This window comes from Bradyrhizobium sp. JYMT SZCCT0180 (assembly GCF_018130165.1).
Classification (GTDB): domain Bacteria; phylum Pseudomonadota; class Alphaproteobacteria; order Rhizobiales; family Xanthobacteraceae; genus Bradyrhizobium.
This window is the reverse complement of record NZ_JAFCLZ010000003.1, coordinates 348,005-367,230: the sequence shown is the minus strand read 5'-3', so window position 1 is coordinate 367,230 and position 19,226 is coordinate 348,005. Positions and strand designations below refer to the sequence as shown.

The 19,226-nt window shown below is 58.6% G+C and carries 24 protein-coding genes and 1 pseudogene; 6 read left to right on the top strand and 19 right to left on the bottom strand.

Annotation, left to right across the window (positions count from 1 at the left end):
* Positions 1–76 precede the first annotated feature (76 nt).
* Positions 77–1,111 carry a hypothetical protein gene (locus JQ641_RS06855; protein ID WP_211995239.1) on the bottom strand — a complete coding sequence of 345 codons (1,035 nt, stop codon included), beginning with the start codon at positions 1,109–1,111 and terminating at the stop codon, positions 77–79.
* 189 nt (positions 1,112–1,300) lie between these two features.
* On the opposite strand from JQ641_RS06855, the pseudogene JQ641_RS06850 reads away from it, so the two are divergent.
* The 6 genes and pseudogenes from JQ641_RS06850 to JQ641_RS06825 all read left to right on the top strand — a co-directional run.
* A pseudogene (locus JQ641_RS06850) lies at positions 1,301–1,441 on the top strand (IS3 family transposase); the annotation flags it as partial.
* Between the two features lie 189 nt (positions 1,442–1,630).
* Complete coding sequence (locus JQ641_RS06845; protein ID WP_211995237.1) at positions 1,631–1,945, top strand: hypothetical protein; 315 nt, start codon at positions 1,631–1,633, stop codon at positions 1,943–1,945.
* A gap of 52 nt (positions 1,946–1,997) precedes the next feature.
* Positions 1,998–2,390 (top strand): hypothetical protein, encoded by a 393-nt coding sequence (locus JQ641_RS37765; protein WP_249150228.1) that lies wholly within the window; start codon positions 1,998–2,000, stop codon positions 2,388–2,390.
* Between the two features lie 37 nt (positions 2,391–2,427).
* Complete coding sequence (locus tag JQ641_RS06835) at positions 2,428–2,589, top strand: hypothetical protein (RefSeq protein ID WP_211995236.1); 162 nt, start codon at positions 2,428–2,430, stop codon at positions 2,587–2,589.
* Positions 2,590–2,689: 100 nt separating this feature from the next.
* Positions 2,690–3,016, top strand: coding sequence for a DUF3303 domain-containing protein (locus JQ641_RS06830; protein WP_211995235.1), 327 nt, complete (start codon positions 2,690–2,692; stop codon positions 3,014–3,016).
* A gap of 122 nt (positions 3,017–3,138) precedes the next feature.
* Complete coding sequence (locus JQ641_RS06825; protein ID WP_211995234.1) at positions 3,139–3,723, top strand: COG3904 family protein; 585 nt, start codon at positions 3,139–3,141, stop codon at positions 3,721–3,723.
* A gap of 131 nt (positions 3,724–3,854) precedes the next feature.
* On the opposite strand, the gene JQ641_RS06820 is transcribed toward JQ641_RS06825, so the two are convergent.
* From JQ641_RS06820 to JQ641_RS06735, 18 genes are all read right to left on the bottom strand, one after another.
* Positions 3,855–4,073, bottom strand: a complete 219-nt coding sequence (locus JQ641_RS06820) for a hypothetical protein (protein ID WP_211995232.1) — start codon at positions 4,071–4,073, stop codon at positions 3,855–3,857.
* 206 nt (positions 4,074–4,279) lie between these two features.
* Positions 4,280–4,834, bottom strand: a complete 555-nt coding sequence (locus JQ641_RS06815) for a hypothetical protein (protein WP_249150227.1) — start codon at positions 4,832–4,834, stop codon at positions 4,280–4,282.
* A 113-nt stretch (positions 4,835–4,947) separates the two neighbouring features.
* The gene (locus tag JQ641_RS06810; protein WP_349628514.1) at positions 4,948–5,364 is read right to left on the bottom strand and encodes a tetratricopeptide repeat protein; all 417 of its coding nucleotides are present in this window, start codon (positions 5,362–5,364) and stop codon (positions 4,948–4,950) included.
* Positions 5,365–5,556: 192 nt separating this feature from the next.
* On the bottom strand, positions 5,557–5,955 hold the full coding sequence (locus JQ641_RS06805) for a hypothetical protein (protein ID WP_211995227.1): 399 nt from the start codon (positions 5,953–5,955) through the stop codon (positions 5,557–5,559).
* 9 nt (positions 5,956–5,964) lie between these two features.
* Entirely contained in the window at positions 5,965–7,581 is a 1,617-nt protein-coding gene (locus JQ641_RS06800; RefSeq protein WP_211995225.1) for a type II and III secretion system protein family protein, read from the bottom strand.
* 358 nt (positions 7,582–7,939) lie between these two features.
* On the bottom strand, positions 7,940–9,085 hold the full coding sequence (locus JQ641_RS06795) for a phosphatase PAP2 family protein (RefSeq protein WP_211995223.1): 1,146 nt from the start codon (positions 9,083–9,085) through the stop codon (positions 7,940–7,942).
* 21 nt (positions 9,086–9,106) lie between these two features.
* On the bottom strand, positions 9,107–9,511 hold the full coding sequence (locus JQ641_RS06790; RefSeq protein ID WP_249150226.1) for a TadE family protein: 405 nt from the start codon (positions 9,509–9,511) through the stop codon (positions 9,107–9,109).
* Positions 9,511–10,836 (bottom strand): pilus assembly protein TadG-related protein, encoded by a 1,326-nt coding sequence (locus JQ641_RS06785; protein WP_211995219.1) that lies wholly within the window; start codon positions 10,834–10,836, stop codon positions 9,511–9,513. Before JQ641_RS06785 ends, JQ641_RS06790 begins: the two co-directional genes overlap by 1 nt.
* Positions 10,837–10,845: 9 nt before the next feature.
* On the bottom strand, positions 10,846–11,316 hold the full coding sequence (locus JQ641_RS06780) for a hypothetical protein (protein ID WP_349628513.1): 471 nt from the start codon (positions 11,314–11,316) through the stop codon (positions 10,846–10,848).
* A gap of 77 nt (positions 11,317–11,393) precedes the next feature.
* A complete protein-coding gene (locus JQ641_RS06775; protein WP_211995217.1) occupies positions 11,394–12,041 on the bottom strand; it encodes a methyltransferase family protein in 648 nt (215 codons plus the stop codon).
* 2 nt (positions 12,042–12,043) lie between these two features.
* Positions 12,044–12,955 carry a type II secretion system F family protein gene (locus JQ641_RS06770; RefSeq protein ID WP_211995215.1) on the bottom strand — a complete coding sequence of 304 codons (912 nt, stop codon included), beginning with the start codon at positions 12,953–12,955 and terminating at the stop codon, positions 12,044–12,046.
* Positions 12,952–13,884 (bottom strand): type II secretion system F family protein, encoded by a 933-nt coding sequence (locus tag JQ641_RS06765; RefSeq protein ID WP_211995213.1) that lies wholly within the window; start codon positions 13,882–13,884, stop codon positions 12,952–12,954. Before JQ641_RS06765 ends, JQ641_RS06770 begins: the two co-directional genes overlap by 4 nt.
* Entirely contained in the window at positions 13,881–15,326 is a 1,446-nt protein-coding gene (locus JQ641_RS06760) for a TadA family conjugal transfer-associated ATPase (protein ID WP_502754933.1), read from the bottom strand. The genes JQ641_RS06765 and JQ641_RS06760 overlap by 4 nt, the downstream gene beginning before the upstream one ends.
* Positions 15,323–16,510: a CpaE/TadZ family protein gene (locus tag JQ641_RS06755; protein WP_211995207.1), complete on the bottom strand. Its 1,188-nt coding sequence runs from the start codon at positions 16,508–16,510 to the stop codon at positions 15,323–15,325. The genes JQ641_RS06760 and JQ641_RS06755 overlap by 4 nt, the downstream gene beginning before the upstream one ends.
* A gap of 24 nt (positions 16,511–16,534) precedes the next feature.
* Entirely contained in the window at positions 16,535–17,431 is an 897-nt protein-coding gene (cpaB, locus tag JQ641_RS06750) for a Flp pilus assembly protein CpaB (RefSeq protein WP_211995206.1), read from the bottom strand.
* 1 nt (position 17,432) lies between these two features.
* Positions 17,433–17,939, bottom strand: a complete 507-nt coding sequence (locus tag JQ641_RS06745) for an A24 family peptidase (RefSeq protein ID WP_211995203.1) — start codon at positions 17,937–17,939, stop codon at positions 17,433–17,435.
* A 104-nt stretch (positions 17,940–18,043) separates the two neighbouring features.
* Positions 18,044–18,241, bottom strand: coding sequence for a Flp family type IVb pilin (locus tag JQ641_RS06740; protein WP_211995201.1), 198 nt, complete (start codon positions 18,239–18,241; stop codon positions 18,044–18,046).
* 626 nt (positions 18,242–18,867) lie between these two features.
* Entirely contained in the window at positions 18,868–19,194 is a 327-nt protein-coding gene (locus tag JQ641_RS06735; protein WP_211995198.1) for a hypothetical protein, read from the bottom strand.
* Positions 19,195–19,226: the final 32 nt, after the last annotated feature.

Sequence of the window (19,226 nt, the reverse complement as noted above, 5' to 3'; positions counted from 1 at the left end):
AAGCGCACGACTGCCTTCATGAAGGCAAGGCAATCGGCTCTTGTTATTTGGCATGACCGGACGTGAGAGAGCAGCTCTAGCGCGCAAGCGCAGGCGCTGGCGGCCGCGGCGTCGCTGGCAATCTTGGCCTTTCGGCCCTCGGCTGGGCGTTGGCCTGCGGCGACGAGGGTGTTGACGCCGGCTGGCGCACCGCCGGAGCTGCTGGCCGTGGCGAAGGAGGCGTCGGCCGTGGCGGGGTCGCGGCTATTCTGGGCGGCGCACTCTGTTCGGAAGCCCGGGAAATGACGCCGGTCAATTGTTCCTGAATTCCCTTGATTTGCACCGCCACGCTTGCATTGTCGCGCACCGCTTGCTCCTGGCTTGCCTTGAGTTGTTCGGAAAGCTGGGCAACAGCGCGGGTCAGTTGTTCATGGCTCGCCCTGAATTGCTCGTTGAGCTTCGCATTGTCGCGGGCCATTTGTTCACGATCGGCCTTGAGCTGCTCGATCTCTTTTCCCATGCTCGCAAGATCGCGCGACATCGACTGTAGCAACGGCGTCAACTCGGGCGGCAGGGCAGCGGCGGTCGGCGCGGTCTGGACCAGCGGCGCAGGTTGTGAAGCAGCTGTCTTCGCGGCATCGCCGGACGACCCCAACCATGTGGCAAGGCCTGCACCGATACCGCCTGCCAGCAGGATGCCGGCGATACCACGTAACGCCCAACCGCCAGGCGAAACCCGGTTATCCGAGACAGCCGGACGAATCGCGTTGATGCTCCTGGTCTGCGGATCTGCCCGGGGGCCTGGGACTTCGTGCGACAGCCTGGAAGCCAGTTGATTTGCTGGATCCGCTTGAGGGCTACCCGGGAATTGTTCAGCGAGTGATTGACGAGCTATGCCGGGGATTTCGTTCCTGGGGTCGCGGACGACGTGGGCTTCGCGAGGCGGCGCTTTTCCAAAATGCTCCATTGGAATTTCGGTGACCCGCCGAAGATTGTCAGGAGCCTTCGCAACCCGTTCGCCAGTCTGCGCTGCGTCGTCGGGCTCCTCGTCAAAGTAGGTAGGGGGCGAGGCAGGCTCGCGCAGTATCTCCGCTACGGTATTATGTAGCACCTCAAGTTTATCTGTGCTCATTTTTTGACCCTCGGCCACAACTCGACCACGCGGCGGATAGTCTCGAGGCGACCAGGCAGATCGTCCTGTTGGCGGGGCCAGTTGTCAATACTCTGCAAGTTGGCGAGCGATATAGGCCCACGACGCCGTTCGTCATAAAGGGCATCGTGTGAAAACATCGAGGGCAAGGCCCCTGCCCCACGGGCTTAAGCCATCGGCTTCTGCCGCATGACCTGAGATACCAGACGACCCCGGGCGGACGATGCCGGCCTTCGCCAATGCATGCGGGCGTTCGCCCGAGAGCGCCGCCGCTTCGGCCATCGGCGCCTGCACGTTCTGCACAAGCGGGAGAGCTAAACTTGCTTGCGAGGTTGCTCAGGCTGGCCGGATTCATGATGATGCCCGCGGATTACCTCATAAGGGCTACGCACAGGATCGAATATCTTTGTTATTGAATAGCCTCTCGATGTGTTGCTTTCGATTGACGACTTCGGTGCGTCCTTTGGATGCTGGCATTGTCTTCTGGGCGGGAGTTCTGTCATGCGTCGCTCACCGTCGATCGTGGCGAGAGAAGCGGATCAGGACGTTTACCTGGTACTGGATGACTTCGGCGCCCGTTTGAGCCGAGCCTGGCGCGAGATCGACGAAGAGGCTACCGATCGCGAGACGCTGATCCGAGACCTCATGAACGAACAATGCGGCCGTCCAGCGCGCATCGTCGCCTTCAACACGGCGGAGGGTTGGTCGCGGGACGTGACCATGGATATCGCCGACGAGCTGCGCAGGCGATTTGTCGAGTACGATCAAGTGCCGCCCTCTGTGCAGGAGTTCCTGGAGGCGGCTGTCCGGCGCTAATTTGGATCCGCAATCCCAACACACCGGTGATCCCGGGGTTGAAGGCCAAGTAATGAGTACGGATAAACTTCAGGAGTTGGACAAAGTTCTTTCGGAGTTATTCCGCGAGCCTCCACTGATTTCGACTCGTATTGAGCCTCTGCCGGCAACTTCCCCTGACCAACCGAACGAAGAGGAGCGCGCGGTTCAAGCTTCGGCAGCTGACGCAATGCCCGATGCTGCGGACGCGGTGAGACGGGCGGAACAAGCAAAGTCATTACTGGCGGGACTTGGCCTCGACACCGCGATCCGCCTCCGCTGGGTGATGCGCGATATCAGAGGCAAACGAACGAAAATGTCGCCTGTCAGCGAACATGACCAGGCGGTGCTCCTGGATCTGGGTTTCGTCGAGATGCGAGAAGGAATATTGAGGCTCACCGGTTTAGGCGTCCTCACGCTCGATTGAGCGCCCTCACCTACCGGTCGACGGGAAGAGGAAACAAATGGACCTGCTGTCGTCGATCGGCTTGCCGCATTGGCTGATGATCGCGGGAGCCGCTTTAATCGCGATGGGCTCGCTTGGGCTTGTGTTCAGACGGAGCACGCAAGCTGCCAGTGATCCTGATCCAGTACCAACTGCTTCGCGCCCCGAGGCCAGCAAATGACCGAGCAAGATCTCTGACATCCAGATTCGGACGCTCTTGAGAATTTCGCTCGGATAGTGGGAACCAGGGCAATGTTGCCCGGTGCAGGGAGGGAAAACCGATGAAGTATATGTGTGAGTATACAATTCGAACGGCAGGTCTTTCCTTTGATCAGAACATTGCCGGGGGTGAAGCGCTTCTAACCGCGTTCAGTAAGTGGAGGCCTGAAGAGGAAAAGGGACTGACGATCCACGCGTTTGTTTCAGACCTCGCCGGAAGGAGCGGATTTATTTTGGCTGAGACCAATGACCCGAAGGCCATCACCGCCTTCGCTGCGAAGTACAACTATTGGAATGACGTCAAGATTACTCCTGTGCTCGATGTTGGCGAGGTGGTTCCGATATCAGCAGGAGCGCTTGATTGGGCGCGTAAAGCATCAAAGGGTTGATCGACGGCCGCTTTAGTCCATTGAAGCGCCCCGATCCGGAGTAGTCGGGGCGCTTTAAATGATTGGCCGCCGGCGCCTCCCAGGCGCGGTTGGATGGGCCGTTATCGCGAGGAATAATGGGAATGCAAAAGTGGGGAATTGCGGCTGGCGGGCTTGTGAGTGCGGGGCTCGCGCTGAGCGTGTCGATCGCGGCCGCCGCCGAGGTAAAATCCGTTGATCTCAGGGACGATCGCGTCGAAATTTCCATCTCCGGCAGTATTGCGCCCGGTGACGCTGACTTACTGAAGGCGCGCATCAAGCAGGCGAATGATGCGGGCAAACTGGTGACCTCGCTGCGGTTGAACTCTGATGGCGGCAACTTGCTGGAAGCTGTCCGGATAGCAGACGCGGTCAAGCTTGCAAAACTCTCCACAAATGTAGGGCGGAGCGCAACGTGCGCATCAGCTTGCTTTCTCATTTTCGCGGCAGGTGAAGCAAAATACGCCAACAATAGCGCCCGTATCGGAGTGCACGGCGCCTCCGATAAGGATGTCCGGTCTTCGAGAGCTGCAACCACGTCTATGGCAGAAATTGCGAAGGCTTTGGATGTTCCCTCGCCGATCATTCGTCGCATGGTGAACACGCCGCCCGGCGAAGTGGAATGGCTTAGTCTTGCAGATCTTCGATCGATGGGAGCGGATGTCAGTCGCGCCGAGCCGGAGCGATAACGGAGCCGCCCGCTTTACGCTCGTCAGACGGCAATGTACGACCGCGGCAACTCGATTTGCTTCAAGCTGATCAAAAGTGCCAGAGCCGATTTTGGACGCCGATCAGGGGGCAAACTTGGGCGCCGAACATATTATCCAGCGACAAACGTAGAGAAAGCGGTGAGGACAGCGGTTAGTCCGGCCGTCAGCGTCGTCGTAATAGCACCAGCACCAACAGAACCGAACGCAGCACCCAACGCGGTGATGATACAAGCCGCGACCAACACGTACTCGAATGACACTACACCGTCCTTGTCCACGCGCACACGCTTCAAGGCTTCGGCGGTCTTCTGAACATAATGGTTCAACATAGGAGCAAATCCTACTTTCAAAATGAAATGGGAATCGCGAGCCTTGTCAGAGAAACCTACCAATGGGGTAATTCATTTGGGCCAGAGGGATGTCCTGCTAATCATTGGCTAATTCTACCATGACTGGACGAGCAAATCACCCCTCGTCCGTGGCGATGGTTAGGAGTGTTGCGATGCGGGTGGATACGGCCGCTCTGTCAGCAGCGCTACCTGAAACCAAAGCCCGTTGAATGATCGAATCTGCGAACCATTCTGGACAACGCCCTTACCAGAGCTCGAACTTCCCTTCCGACGGCGAGGAAATAGAGCAGGTGCGTAACCGCAAAGGACAGAAGACAAGTCCCTAAAATGGTCGCCATCACATACAGGCCAACACCCGACGGGACCGCCATCGTTCCGAACGATGCCTGTGTGACGGTGGGTACGCCGACCTGCCAGGAGAAGACCAAAAGGCCGGCATAGACGACGCTCAAATGCGTTGCGACCGTGAAAGGGAGCCTGGACCTGGCTGCGAGCCCAATGCAGGCAAGCGCGAAGATCGGAAGCGCAACCCCGAACAACTGAAACCCGTCAACTGGAACGAGATAGCTCAACGATGCGTAGCTGCGCTGAAAGATGCCGAACACCCTCAGATTTATGAACCAGAGGACTTCCGAGCTGGGGGCATATTGAAGGGCCCGCGCGGCCAATTCGGCACAAAGCGTGGCGGTAAAAAGCGCAAGCGGTCCGAGAAATTGCAGCGTGAAAAGACGATGGTTCATGCGACCAGCCATACGTCAAAAACGTTTAGCTTGTCTTAAAAGTTCCCGGCACGGGACGCGCCGTCCGAGCAATAAACAGCAGTAAAATCAATTCGTTACGGCCAACTCTACTGCTATGGCTGATTATTCGGCGGCCTCTCGATGAACCGCCGGCTGCCATTGAGCAGCTCAAGGTTGTTGATGACCACCGGGTTGGTCGGGTCGAGCGAATAAGCCCTCTCAAACTTTCGCCGCGCCGCATTCAGATTGCCGCGCAGCATGTATGAATATCCCTGATCATTCAGGAGTTGAATGGTTTCACCCCCCAGCTTGGTCGCTTGCGCGTAAGCCTGATCGGCGAGATCAAAACGACGCAACCGATCATAGCTCGCTGCGAGCCCCATCCAGGCGGTCAAATCCTTCGGCGACTTCTCGACACCGTCCTTGAAATAGCGCTGGGCGATCCCGTAACTGCCGCGGTTGAAATGCTCCAGCCCAAGCCGGACCGGCTCGTCGGAGGGGTAATATTTGACGTCGGTGGGCTCCTGCACGGGGTCCGCGCCCGCCGGATTCGCGGGAGCGACGATAGCCGCGTCTCTCGTTGTGGTGTCACACGCCGCAAGGCCGGTCGCCAACCAGCAACAGGTCAGCATTAGAATGAGACGACGCATAACCCTTGATCCCCCGCCCCGGTCCAGCGGACCAGTGCAAATATCATCGCTGCACTTAGTTATGAAAAACAGTTACCTGCCCCCTACGCCACCGACCGGCACCGATACGCCAGCCGCCGATCCGGCTCCCAATCCTTCTATGTTGACGTTCTGGGTTGGGGCAGTCCGCACGCCCATCTGCTTGCCCCCATCGCCGATGTCGGGAAGCTGATCGACCGGCTGTTTCGTGTTGCCATAGCGTGTCACGGCGGCGCCGACGCGCCGGGCGTCGGTCGCGATCCTGCGATCACCGACGTATCGCGGCCATGGATGGATGGTGTGGGTGACGGCGTTCACCTGCTTGGCGTCGCCGGCGGTCATCGTGATGGTGTCGGAACGCTGGAAGTAGCGGTCCACCTCGTCATGCCCCGCCAATCCATAGCAGCCCCCCAGCAGGAGCGGAGCGAATATGGCCAGCAATCTGATGCGCATAGTTCGTCCTCAGTTCAGGGTTTTGATGGCTGGACCAGAAACGGGAGCCGGCGCCGAGTTACGCAGCTCGGGGGCGATGATGTGGCCGTACGGTCCCTTCACCTCGCCGCCAGAATTGACATAGTCGTTGTAGCGCTTTTTCACTTCCATCTGGCCGTTGAGGAAGAAATCGACGTCATTAGCCGGCAGGCGGGAGTCCAGCGGTGAGGCCAGTTGCTGCCCCGGCACCGCCGGCGCCACCAGGCGCGGCGTGACGATGATCACCAGATCGGTTTCCTCCTGCTGGTACGACGAACTGCGGAACAGCGCGCCGAGCACCGGCACCGAGCCGATCCAGGGCAATTGCGAGACGTCCTGCCGGTTGCGCGTTTGCAGCAGGCCGGCGATCGCAAAGCTCTGGCCGTCGCGCAGCTCGACCGTGGTGCGCGCATCGCGGCGGGTCAACGCTGGAACTGTCGTCCCCGAGATCGTGATCGCATTGGAGAAATCAAGTTCACTGACCGACGGCTCAACCCGAAGGTTGATCACGCCGCGGGAGAGAACCGTGGGCACGAACGCCAGCTCGACACCGAACTTCTTGTAGTCGATCGTGACGGTGGGAAAGCCGGTCGAAGTCGTGTTCGGGATCGGCACTGGAAATTCACCGCCGGCCAGGAAGCGCGCCGCATCGCCCGACAGCGTTGTCAAATTCGGCTCCGCCAGCCGGCGCACCAACCCTTTCTCCTCCAAAGCCGTGATCAGCAAATCGACCGACCCGCCGCTTGCAGTTCGAACGATGCTGGTCAACAAACTTCCGAATGGGGTAGGAGCCACACCGCCCGCGGCGCCAATGAGCGTCCCCGCCGTTCCTAGTAACGGAATGGAACCAGCTGGAGGGTTAACGTTGGGCATCGGGACTCGACCGCTATTCGTATTGATCGAATTGGCCCCGCCAAGCCCGGAATTAGCAATATTCGATCCATTGGCATTCGCCGCATAAAGGTTCACGCCGAGGTTGCGGCCAGCTTGGCGGTTAACCTCGAGAAAGCGTACCTCCAGCATGACCTGTTGGGGTCCAGCCACGTTCATGGCGTTGACGACGGTGCCACCCTTCGCGACCATGCCGGTGGCAATCGCCATGGCTCGCTCGGCGGCGACCGCGTCCGCTGCAGTTCCGCTCAACACCACCTGGCCCTCCCCGGAGGAGACGCGAATGCCGCGCGTGCCGGTGCTGTTGCGGATGTTCTGCTGCAGATTGCCGGTATCGATCGCAACCTCGACATCGAGAATGCCGATCTGCTTCATCGAATTGTCGAACAGGATGACGTTGGTGGTGCCGGTCTGCTTGCCCTGGATGTAGATCAACTGATCGCTCAGTGACTTCACGTCGACAATGTCAGGCGACCCCGCGACAATCGTCGAAAAAGGCGCATCGACCCTGAAGGTGCGGGACTTGTTGAGGATCACCTTGACCCGCTGGACGTCATTCATTTCGCTGACGAAGACGCCGCCGCCGGAGGAGCCTCGCCGATCTGCCGCGCCCGCGAGCTCGGCGGAATCAATCAAGGCAAGCGCAGCGCCAAGAGCGATCATGCTCGAGGCCAGAAGCCTCCCTCCTGCCCTACCCGAAACGCGACCGCCCTTCATTCGATTCCCCCTCGACGCGATCCACTTCTGTCCCCGTAAACTTACGGTCTCAGCCTCTTAAAACTCTCCTTCGCGAGCCACGTCGCAGAGGTTACCAGTTTTTCCCACTATAAATCGTTACTGCGCATTCCCGACGCGCGCTGGCCTCAGTGAGGGCTCTCCTGCCGGCCGCGAATGCGACTCCAAGATCATCATCCGTCATGCTCCTCGCTTGCAAGGAGAGACCCTCATTAGGTTGCTGCAACCTCAGCGAATATTTCCTAATGTTGCGAGTGAGCACCACCTTTTTGTGCGATGCGAAAAACGGTACGCGATCGCCTGCCGTCCGCCATATTCCCGATGAGTTGAATATAGCCCGTTAGGTTCCACCGTCTCGCGCGTCATGCAGACGCCCGGATTTTACGGCCAGTGCCTGCGCCGGAATTCGCGCAGGCTTGAGAACGGAACCGCGTGCCAAATCGACGGCCCTGCCGACAAACGTCTCGCGCGCAAGGCCGAGCTTAATTCGGCTCACTCCACGCCTTGTTGCCGCTCGCTGGATGGCGATCGCCCCGAGCGCCAGCGCCGCGCCGGCGATCACGTCGACCAGATAATGCCCGCCGATCGGCGGTATCGAAATCAGCATCGCCGCGTTCAGCGTTGCGATCCCGTATCCGAGCAGACCGGTACCGCGAAAGGCATAAGTCAGCAACACCGCCCCAACAGTGTGATACGATGGCATCGTTACGATGCCATCCATCGCCCACAACTCAAAATGCCAAGGCCCGCCCGCACGAAGTGCCAGCAGATCTCTCAGATAGGCAATGTCGCCACTGCTATTCGTCGCGCACGGCCCAATGCTGGGCCCGTTGGCCGCGCACGGGCCCAGCGTCGGCCAGATCGTTGAGACTGAAATGGTCACCACCAAGGTTACGCCCGCCAACAGCAGTAACTCCTTGATGCGTCCGGTCCTGCCCGACACGGTAAGGTAGACGATCGCAAGGGCAGCCTGCGGCTGCAAGCTGTAGTATATAATTGTCAACAGCCAGCTTAGAGCAGGCCAGCTAAGCATCGCATTGTGCCAGGCTAACCAGTCAAAACCGATGACGCGATCCAACCGCTCCATCATTCCGTCTTGCAACGGTAGTGCGCAACTAGCGGCAAGGTAGCTCAGCACGACACCCGCGCTCATGAGAGCTACCCACGAAGCGGTCGCCGCTGTCATGTCTGCTATGGCGCGATTGCGGCGATCGTATATCATCGAAAGGACGAGCATAGTTATCACTATGCCGGCGTTCAATCCGGCACCAACCGAAAGCCCGACGTGCGAAGCCCACACAAAATCGACTACCAACAGAAGACAAATCATCGCCCAAACCAAACGCCACTGGAAGATCGCGACCCGGCCCAAACGTTGGGCTGGCATCACGGCCTGCGGCAATGACGATGTCATGGTGGCATTTGTCGTGGTTTCACATCCGGCATCATCGTGACCGCGATCGCAGTGAGCTCGTCGAATGTTCATCGGCCAGGTGCCCGGGAGGTGTTAGAAAGGAATTGTTGTGGTCGCGCTCGGGTTGTTCAATGTTGAGCCCCATATCGGCATCAGCATGTTGAAAGTCACAGATGCCGTAACAGTAAGTGCGCCGCCTCCCGTGGCCGTGTTCAGCGTCGGCGAGAGACCGCCTATCATTGGGGCAACGGCTTTTTTGTCCGCAAGGGCTGGCAGGGGATCACCGGCACAGGTTGGTGAAGCTTTTTTCATCACGTTGTTGACGTAGCAGTCGTTGATCATCCATGTCCGGGCGCCGGCATTCGCGAGCGTCCGCAATGACTGCATGGTGATTGCGTAACGCCCCAGATCAAAGATGGCGAACATCAGAATGAAAAGCGGCGCGGCAACGAGGCAAAATTCCATCGCACCGATGCCGCGCTGATCGAGCTTTCTCATCACTGCACCAACTGGACATACTGGCTGCTAACTAGTTTCGTTTGCGATGGGCACCCTGTGGTGTCGAAGGTCGCATTGCCGTTGAACTCGACTGACTTGGAGATCAACTCGCCACACGCTCCGCCGGCCAAGTTGAGCGTCGGATTGCCCTGAAACGCCACATTCGCGCTCGGCAGGTACATGATCCCTTTCAAATTGATACCGGAAGTTCCGCCAAGTTGTACGTCGTTCGGGCCGTTCTTGCTCGTATCAGGATCAGTGACCTTATAGAGCGCCATATTGGCGAACAGGCTCGCGTGGGGTTGAAGTGCAGACGGAAGCTGCGAGGTCGCGACCGACGGGTTGCCGGTGAGATTGAGAGCACTATTGCCAGTCACCTTCAAACTCGCGCCGGGCAACAGGATGAACAGTGCCGTGCCGGAGACCGACACGCCGCCAGTCAGGGTGAATGTGTCAGAGATGAAGTAGACGCCACCCGTCAATGTGGGGCCGGTGCCATTACCTTGCAGTTTAAACTTGTCGTTCCTGCAAGGGGTCGCGGCGCTGTAAGCGGTCAGAGCGCTACCTGAACACTTCGCGAGCGTCGGTATCGTAATCCCGTCAAGCGCGGAGAAGGGATTGGGGATCGGCGCCGGCATATAGGTTAGCGCGGGGTCGCAGAACTGCGCTTGCCCCGTGCAGCCGCCGACAGTCGTTAGCGAGCCGAGATTCACGGTCATCCCGCCGCCGGTGAAGTCTATTGCATTCTTGGCCGTACTGTTCGAGGCCATGCCGCAATTCGGCGCATTGATGTTCGCGCTGCCTTGGATACCGATAGGGCCGCTCAATGCCAGGACGCATGGCGGCTTCTCTATAATCTGTACTTTGGCAACGGCTGTCGCGGCTATGTTGACCGTGGACAAACCAAACACTCTCGCCAGATATGCTGGTTGTTGCTGGCTCACAGTGGCCTGAATGTACGTTCCTGCTGTCCCCTTCCATGAACCGAGCGAAGCGATCTGGACGGAATGCGAGACTCCTGAAGGGCTGGTGACACATTTGGAGCCAGGATAGCTGCTGCCCGAGTTGCAGAACGCGTTCTGTGCCGCGGCTTGCTTTGCGCGATAGTCCACTGATTGTGTAACCGCGCACGCTGAGCCCGATAAGCACAACTGTTGTACGGCGCCCGAATAGGCTGCCGCATCGGCAGCATTCTGCGCGTGTTGCCTGGTAACGTACCACGATCCCGCCTCGCCCCCGAGTGCGACCACGCCTATCAGCGGCACCAGGGCGACAACGGTTGCGAAGGCGGCGGAACCACGACGGGAGCGAAGCAAGCTACGCATGGAACACTCCTATTGAAACCGTTCACCGTAAAACAATGTGTACGAACAAGGATTGCCGTTACCACTCTGACAGATCACCGACCTCAACAGGATCGGCGCCATGGTGACGGTCGTCGAGTATGTATAGTGCTTGGGCGGAGCGAAGTTGCCCGCGGAGCAGGCCGTCATGCTGTCGCTGCAAACGACCTGGAGATCCTGGATGGGATAACCCGAAACCGAAGTGGGCAGCGCCGACTTCCAGGCTGCCCAATCGGTAACGTCGTTCGGCGGGTCGTACTGGATCCTTTGTCCGAAGGCGCGCAACGCCTGCCACGCCGATATATAGCGAAAGCCCGCGGCAGCAACGTCGGCAAGCGGCAGAAGCAGGCCCACCACCAGGAAAAAGTAGACGACCAGCATTTCAAGCGCGGCGGCGCCGCGCTGATCTGCGATGAAAGAAACTCTACGGCTCACGAGCCTGTCTCGACAGGGCGATGGCACGTTGGCCCCTCCTCGTCAGTGTTAGGCCGCTGCAGATCAATACGCATGTCCATAACAAGTTGGCCGTTCATGACCACTCACCAAACATACGGAATCAATCTCCAGCGCGTTGCTTCGTAACTGGAGTACTCAGGGAGGCTGCGCCGAAGCAGATCCTCTTCGTATAGAATTCGGCATATTTGGACGCCGATATGCAGGAACAGTATGATCACCGTTGTCACTGTCAGGTATTGCAGGACGACGCCCAGGATCACGATTTCTTCCGCCAGGTAGAGCGGGTGTTTGATCCATCGGTAAGGACCGGTCTGCACCACTCTGCGTGCCTGCGGTACCAGACTGAACGACTTGCCCAGGTGTCGGATCGTCACAAGCATCATGATCATGCCGATCAGGACGCAAGCGGTGGATAGCAAGTTTGGCAACGATTCCTCGGTTTTGCCGAAGAAGGTGATGGTCCATGGCATATAGCTGCCGACGAATGCAGCTATTCGAGGCAGCACGCCGGTCGCGTGCGCCTTTGCCGGTGGCCTGGTCAACATCAAGATCGTCAGGAGGACGTAGAAGATGCCAAGGCAAAAACTCGACAGCAGAGATGGCCAGGGATCGCCAAGCGATGTCCCGATTTTTGTGGCGACCAGGAGTGCCAGCATCATGAACCACATGGCGCCAAGCAGCTGCATCGTCCGCTCGTAAGACCAATTTTTTGATAGGGTAATCGTGCTCATCCTTATTTCATCCCGAAGCTGGCGAATGTACGTAAGAGGTGCAGAAACGGACTTCCGCCCAAAATGATGAACATGGCTGGAAGCATGAACAGCACCATCGGGATAGTCAGCTTGGCACCCAACTTGTGTGCTCTTTCTTCCAGGCTGGTAATACGTTCCCGCCGGAGGTCGACGGCGATACTGCGCAGCGCCTTGCTCAACGGCGTTCCATACTGCATGCTTTGGCTGACCATGACGCCGAACCGGCGAAGCCCTTCTGACGTCGCTCCGATTTTCTCGAATGCGTCGCTGCGGTTCGGCAGTATCCGCAGATCATCAAGAAGGCTGTACAGGACCCGGGCCATCGCGGGATTGGTCTGTTTCATTTCCTCCGCTACGCGTTCCAGCGCGCTCTCCAGACCCATTCCCACTTCGCTGCAGACAACCAGCAAATCGATCATGTCCGGCGTACCGAGCCGGATGGCGGCGTTAAAACGCCGTTTCAGCACCGACAGTATCAACCGCGGCCCCATAATTCCGACCACCACGCCAATGAGCATGAAGATCAGCCCATCGGTCAGCGACTTCCCTGAAAGCTGCGCGATAAACAAGCCAATGATCGGAAACAAGAACATGCTGACAGTTTTGACACCAATCCAGATCGACAACGTTCGATGAGGATTGAAACCTGACGCTTGAACGACTGTTCGCAGTTGGTCCAGGTTTTCTGCAGAGTAGAAGCGCCGATACCGCATCCCGAGCGATGACAGCCAGCCAGTCATGCCTCCGAAGGCCGTTGACCGGTCAGGAACGCCCATCACGGCGTTTGACACCCGCACGTTCAACGCACGAATGTGCAGTTCGTGGATGATCAACACGCAGGTCGCAGCCGCGAGTGCTATGGCGAGGGCAACCAGACTGAACCCAAAGGTCATAGCTGCGTTTCCCTTCTGACCATCCAACGTATCACAAGGGTCCCGATGATCACCGAGGCTGCTGCGTAAGCCAGGAGTATGTTTCCTGTCGGATCGTAGAACAGCAGATCAACGGTTTGCGGATTGATCAGGTATAGCAATCCACCGACAACAATGGGCGAGATAGAAAGTGCGCGAGAGGAAAAGATCACCTCTCCTGCCAGAGCCTTCGCGCGAGCAGCGAGCGCAACACGCTGCCTCACAGTATCTCCCAGCGTCTGCAACGTTTCGGTCAAGCTGCCACCTGACTTCAGCTGGACTGCAAGTGTCACCGCAAAGATCCCGTACTCCGTCACCTGCGTTCGATGATAGACAGCTTCTACGGCTTCCTCCGGAGATCTCCCCATCGTCACTTCGCTGCATACGATGGCGAACTGCCCAGCGGTCGGTTGCGGCATCTCGCGAGCGATGGTGCGAAATGCTTCGTTCACGGGCAGCCCGGATCGAACAGTACTGGTCACCAGCTGGATCGTGTCAGGCAGCTGTCGAAAAAGTTGATTGGCGAGGCGATGTTGCTGCCATCCGAACAAGCCTCGCACCACCAGCAGGGCCACAATCGCAGCCGCGAGGGACACGTAGAGGGTAGAAAAGTTCAGAAAGCTATTGGCATAGAAGATCGCCGCTGCTGCGATGACACCGGCGATTATCGGATACCCGGGGTGCCAAGCGTAAGCGATCCCTTCCCTGTAATTGGCCAAGCGGTGGAGAAACTGCCACCGGGACCCGGCCTCTAACCGGCGAATGGAGGGCAGACTCGTCGAATCTGCGGCTGGCAGAGCTGTCGTTACCTGTCGATCAATGCGGCTTTGTCGAGCGCCGAGCCACAACGTCAGGGCTGCTGCGCATATTAGCAGCACCAGGTTGGCGATGGTCAAAAACTCCGAAATCATAGCTGCCTCATGGCCTCAGCCCAGGCTCGATCAAGCCCAAAATAGACAAGACGGCTCTTGAATTTAGGAACTGCGTGAGTGGACCTGTAGGTGCCCGATATCCGCCCGTGAACATCTTCCTCTTCGAACTCGAACGCTGCGATGTCGTTGGTGGTGATCACATCGCCCTCAAGGCCGATCACCTCGCTGATCTGGATAACGCGACGTTGGCCATCCCGCATGCGTTCCACCTGCACGATGATATCCAGCGCCGCGACGATCTGAGACCTGATCGCCCGCAACGGCAGATTTGGCTGTCCCATCTGCACCATGTTTTCAATACGGGTCAGTGCGTCGCGGGCCGAGTTGGCATGCACCGTGGAGATCGAACCATCATGGCCGGTGTTCATCGCTTGCAGCATGTCAAACGCTTCGGCGCCGCGCACTTCGCCTACGACGATCCGGTCAGGACGCATCCGCAGCGCATTCCACACCAGATCGCGTTGCGTCACCTGCCCTGTGCCTTCGAGGCTGGGAGGCCGGGTCTCCAGGCTGATCACATGCGGCTGTTGCAGCTGCAACTCTGCCGCGTCCTCGATGGTGACAACGCGTTCACTGTGATCGATGAACTGGCTCATGGCGTTCAACAGCGTCGTCTTGCCAGAGCCGGTACCGCCGGAGACCAGAACATTCAGCCGACACCGGCCGGCGATCTCCAGCAATTGTCCCATCGCCGCTGTCATCGAGCCGTTTTTGATCATCCCGGCCATATCCAGGCGGCGACTTGGAAATTTTCGGATGGAAATGCAGGGGCTATGGATCGCCAGCGGCGGGAAGATGATGTTGACCCGGCTGCCGTCCGGCAAGCGGCAATCCACCATGGGACTGGATTCGTCAACGCGCCGTCCAACCTGGGCGGCAATCTTCTGCGCCACCGAGGCGATGTGATCATTGTCGCGGAATCGTACCGCGATCCGTTCCAGCTTGCCGCGTCGCTCGACGTAAATGTTACTTGGTCCGTTGACCATGATATCGTTGATCGATTCATCCAGCAGGAGCGGACGGAGCGGCCCGTAGCCGGTCATGTCGTCCGCTATCTCGTCCGCTAGCTGAAACTGCTCGCGACCCGACAGTTCGAGCCGTTCCTGATTGGCGATTCCATGGATGATTTCCTCGATCTGCTGCCGAAGAATGTCGCGCGAAACAGTTGCGGCCACCGATGGCTCAATCTGCGCAATGACTCGTTCGCGCAGCGTGGCCGGCATCATGACCCGTTCGCGCGGCGGCGCCGGCATCACGTCTCGTTCGCGCAGCGAAGCTGGCATCACGGGCGGCTCGGTCGAAGGCTCGTCCGGGCTTGGCGTCAATGCAGGCAAGCGAGGTGGCGCGCCGTCCCTTGGCGTCAATGCAGGTAAACGGGTTGGCGTGTCGTCGCGCTCGCGCGTACCAAATTTTTTCGTCACCCGAACAGCCTCCTGAGCCATCCCTTCCGCTGGGCGCCGACACCGGCAATCTCCCGTACGATCGGGGCGAGGTGACGCCGCAGTTTGGATACGTGTTTCAGAGCTGGAATTCCGAGATTGACCGCCTGTGTCATCCCCTTGCCGAGATCGGGAATCACCATGTCCGGTTCTGAGCCCAAGGCCTTGACGATCGTGGCCCTGGGAAGCCCCCCGGCACGATCGGCACGGTTGAGCAGAGTAAAGACCCGATCCTTGCCGGCGATGTTGGTGACGGCGGTGCGGAGTGCGTGGGCATTGCGAAGTCCGGTCACCTCCGCTTCCAGCAGCACCAGCACATGGCGGGAAAGCATGATCACCGGATGGATCGATGGCGGAAACGGGACGGGTATGTCGACAACGATGTAATTGAATCGTTGACGGAGCAGACCCAGCACATGCCTCACTCCGGCTTCGGTGATATCGAGCTGCGCATCCAGGTCCTCATCGGCGGAAATCAGGCAAACCCGCTCGTTGATTTCAATGGCCGCGCGTTCGAGGAACAAGGTGTCCGCCCGCATCGGGTTTTCCAGAGCGATGCGCAGCCCCGGCCCGGGCCGAACACCCAGCATCACGGCGGTTTCGCCGTTTTGCAGATGAAGGTCGAGCAGCGCGACTTTGGCCTTTGTGGTTTCGGCGAGCTGTAGTGCGAGATTGATAGCGATACTGGTTGCTCCGGCGCCCCCCTGCGCGCCGCAGATCGAGATCACATGCCCGCCGCGATCGGCCGCGCCGGGCGCCACGTCGCCAAGCAGCTTCGGACGTAGCTGGTGCAGTACCATATCGCGCGTGAGCGGCTTCGGAAGGTACTCCGTCAAGCCGAGCTCCATAAGCTCGCGGTAGAAGATGATCTCCCTGCTCTCACCGATCAGCGACACCTGGACATCGGGTGGGCAGACGCTGGCCAACCTTTCCAGCTCGGTAAATGGATCATCGATTCCGCTGATGTCTACCACCAGGGCGAACAGCTCGGTGTCGGTCTCGAGCATCTTTATGGCATTGCGGATCGTGCCACGCCTGATTGTCAGGTTGCTGCCTTCGAGGCCTTTGCGCAACGCCGCTGCACTCAACTCATCGTTCACGAAACAGACGATTTGGTTGCGCGTTGCAAGAGACGCAGTTTCTTCAGGCGGACTTGCGATTGCCATGTTAACGCTCACCACTACCTCCTCCTACCGACGTACGGCCGAAGCGACCGGCGCTGACGGGGTAATTACCGGCGACGCATTGCTGCTCAACACAGGGCGCGCAATCCCTGCATCGTCTCTCCTGACCGAGTATTTCGTGCCGTTATTGCGCGCATACACCACCACCGTGGTGTCCGAGTCCCCGGTATCCTGCCGATCGACCGCCGACCGTACCGCCAAGGTGAGTTTTCCGCGCTGTCCTGCGACTACGACTTTCTTGACCTGGTCCGGCGCAAGCTGCAGCGATACGGTGCGCGCTACCTTACCTGCCGCGGCGTTGTTGGATGGGCCGCCTTGCACGATCTCCTGGTCAATCGCGACAATCCGAACATTGTGAGCAACGGTTTCACTCAGCGTGCCATGCTGTTGAGCTGTTCTGTCTTCGCCCGACGTCGACGGCTCCTGGATCAACACGACGTCCACATAATCACCCGGCCAGATCAGGCCAGAGACACCAGACGCCGCATCGACGTTGATGCTGATGGCACGGCTATCCGGTGCCAGAACGCTGGCGAGAAAACCCCGTTCTCGCGGGCGCAGTATGTCTTCGGATGTGACCAGACTGCCGGTGTCGAGGAAACTGCGAACCAGAGATCCGCGAATTCCGATCCTGGCGTCGGGCGTATCGAGGATCGCCCCTGCCGGAACATTACCCGACGGCGCCGTGCGCACGGTGAAATCTTCATCGCGGGCCAGCGTCCCTCTCGGCAGCGGACGGGCCGCGACAAAGTACCCGACAGTGAGAGGCTCCGGCGCCTTCACCGTGACCTCTACTACCGGGACCTGCACTTTCGACTGGTTCATGTTGTAGGCGATAAGCCCGAGCGCAGTGGTCGCGAGCAAAAACACCATGATGATCGAGAGACGCAAAGAAGATGACATGTCAGAGTCCTTTGCTGAAAGCGGTGACAATACCACCGCACGCTATGGCAACGCCGTAAGGCAGCGGGGCGTGTCGCAAATGGCGCCAGCGCTCTACCGCGTAGACGCGGCGTACGAACGACGATCCGGCGGGCGCCAGCCTCGGCTGTGGCAACACGCGCATAATCAGATGCACCAGGGCAAGAACGCCGCCGGCCAGCGCCGTGACAATCAACAATTGAACCACGCCGACCAAGGGTAGACCGATCGACAAGGCGACCAGCAGCTTAACATCGCCGCCGCCAATCATTCTTCGCTGGTAGATGACCAGCAGCAGCAGGAACAGGATTGTCGCAACGATCAGCGATTGGGCAAGCTGCATCGGGCTGGCAAATTGACTGGCGATTCCAAGCAGCGCCAGGGCCAGACAGATTTCATTCCGGATCAATCGTGTCGCGATATCGATCGTTGCGACATAGAGCAGCAAAATGATTTCAAGTAACGAAGCTGTGGGAGCAATCCAACTCATGAAATGCCTCAAAAAAGCGAGGACACATGTGTAAATTTAAGCTGGGAGCAAATTAGAAACTGGGGGGGCACATTCCGATGCCCCCCTCGGGTCAGATGGCTGTATTACACGGCCGAGGTGAAAGCGGCGGTGATAGCGGTGATCCCGCCGGACAGCGCCGTCGCGATAGCGCCACCAGCTGTCGTACCGAACGCCGCAACCACTGCGCCGATGATACAAGCCGCGACGATGATGTATTCGAATGACACCACGCCGTCCTGGTCCTTGGAGAGGGATTTCACGTCGTTCAGGAAATTACGCATATTACTCGCCTCCAAAAATTGATGTTAAGTTTTGAAATTCCAACACAGTGGTACGGACCTGCCCGGAAACCACTGTGTAAATTTTGTGTTAAGGCGTTGGTTTAGTCAATGTTTATGGGAAGATTCGGCAATCATCATTAACCCGTACGATACCGGTGTAATCGCCTTGCAACATGCTGAGTCGCCAACGAAATTGCAGATCGTCGGCGGCGGCAATTTCGAGGTAACTCGATTGATATCGTCGGTCTCCGTATAAGTACGGCTAATCTATATCGTGATGCTACGACGTCCGAACGGTGCAGGACCAATGCCGCACAACCACGTTGCATCGTCGGAGCAAAGTGGCCGGTCAAATGCACCATGATCATTCGGCCACTCGATCAGCAGCCTCTGTCTGCAACCGATTCCGTCGCATGATCGAGAGCGCGCGCACGATTCTGGAGACTTCTTTCCGCCGGCCTCGCCGCCCTACTCTCGAGAGTGCTCCGATCCAAATCGAAATTCCCGCGCAGCTCTGGAAGGTTTGTTTTGCGCTGTGCGATGAACGTGACGCTTTGCCTGATGGCGTGTCTTGCGCGCGTGTGGATTTACGATCGGAACAATCTCGACATCTCGACGGACTGTGTTCACTTGTGCAGGTCGCCGGCAACCGGGGACGCGAGCAATGCGTCCGCGCTCTGGGTCAGCCGCGCAGCGACTTGCCATCCAGCATCCGGGGTCAGCGCATGCCCCTCCTGGTTTTCCAACGGGTGATCGGGAAAAAGCAGAACCATGCCGCCGGTGTCCGCCGTCACCGCGAAGGTCTTCAGGATTTCAAATCTGACTTCATTCGCAACGTGGAGCTTGAGACCGCGCGCGAGTGCGGCATGCAATCTCGCATTTGCCGGGCGATCGTTCATTCTCGCTGAGATGGCCTCACCGAGATCAGCCAGTTCGAAGCCCGCCGGCGTCAACCGGCGAGCGCGATAATCAGAGTCCGGTTTGG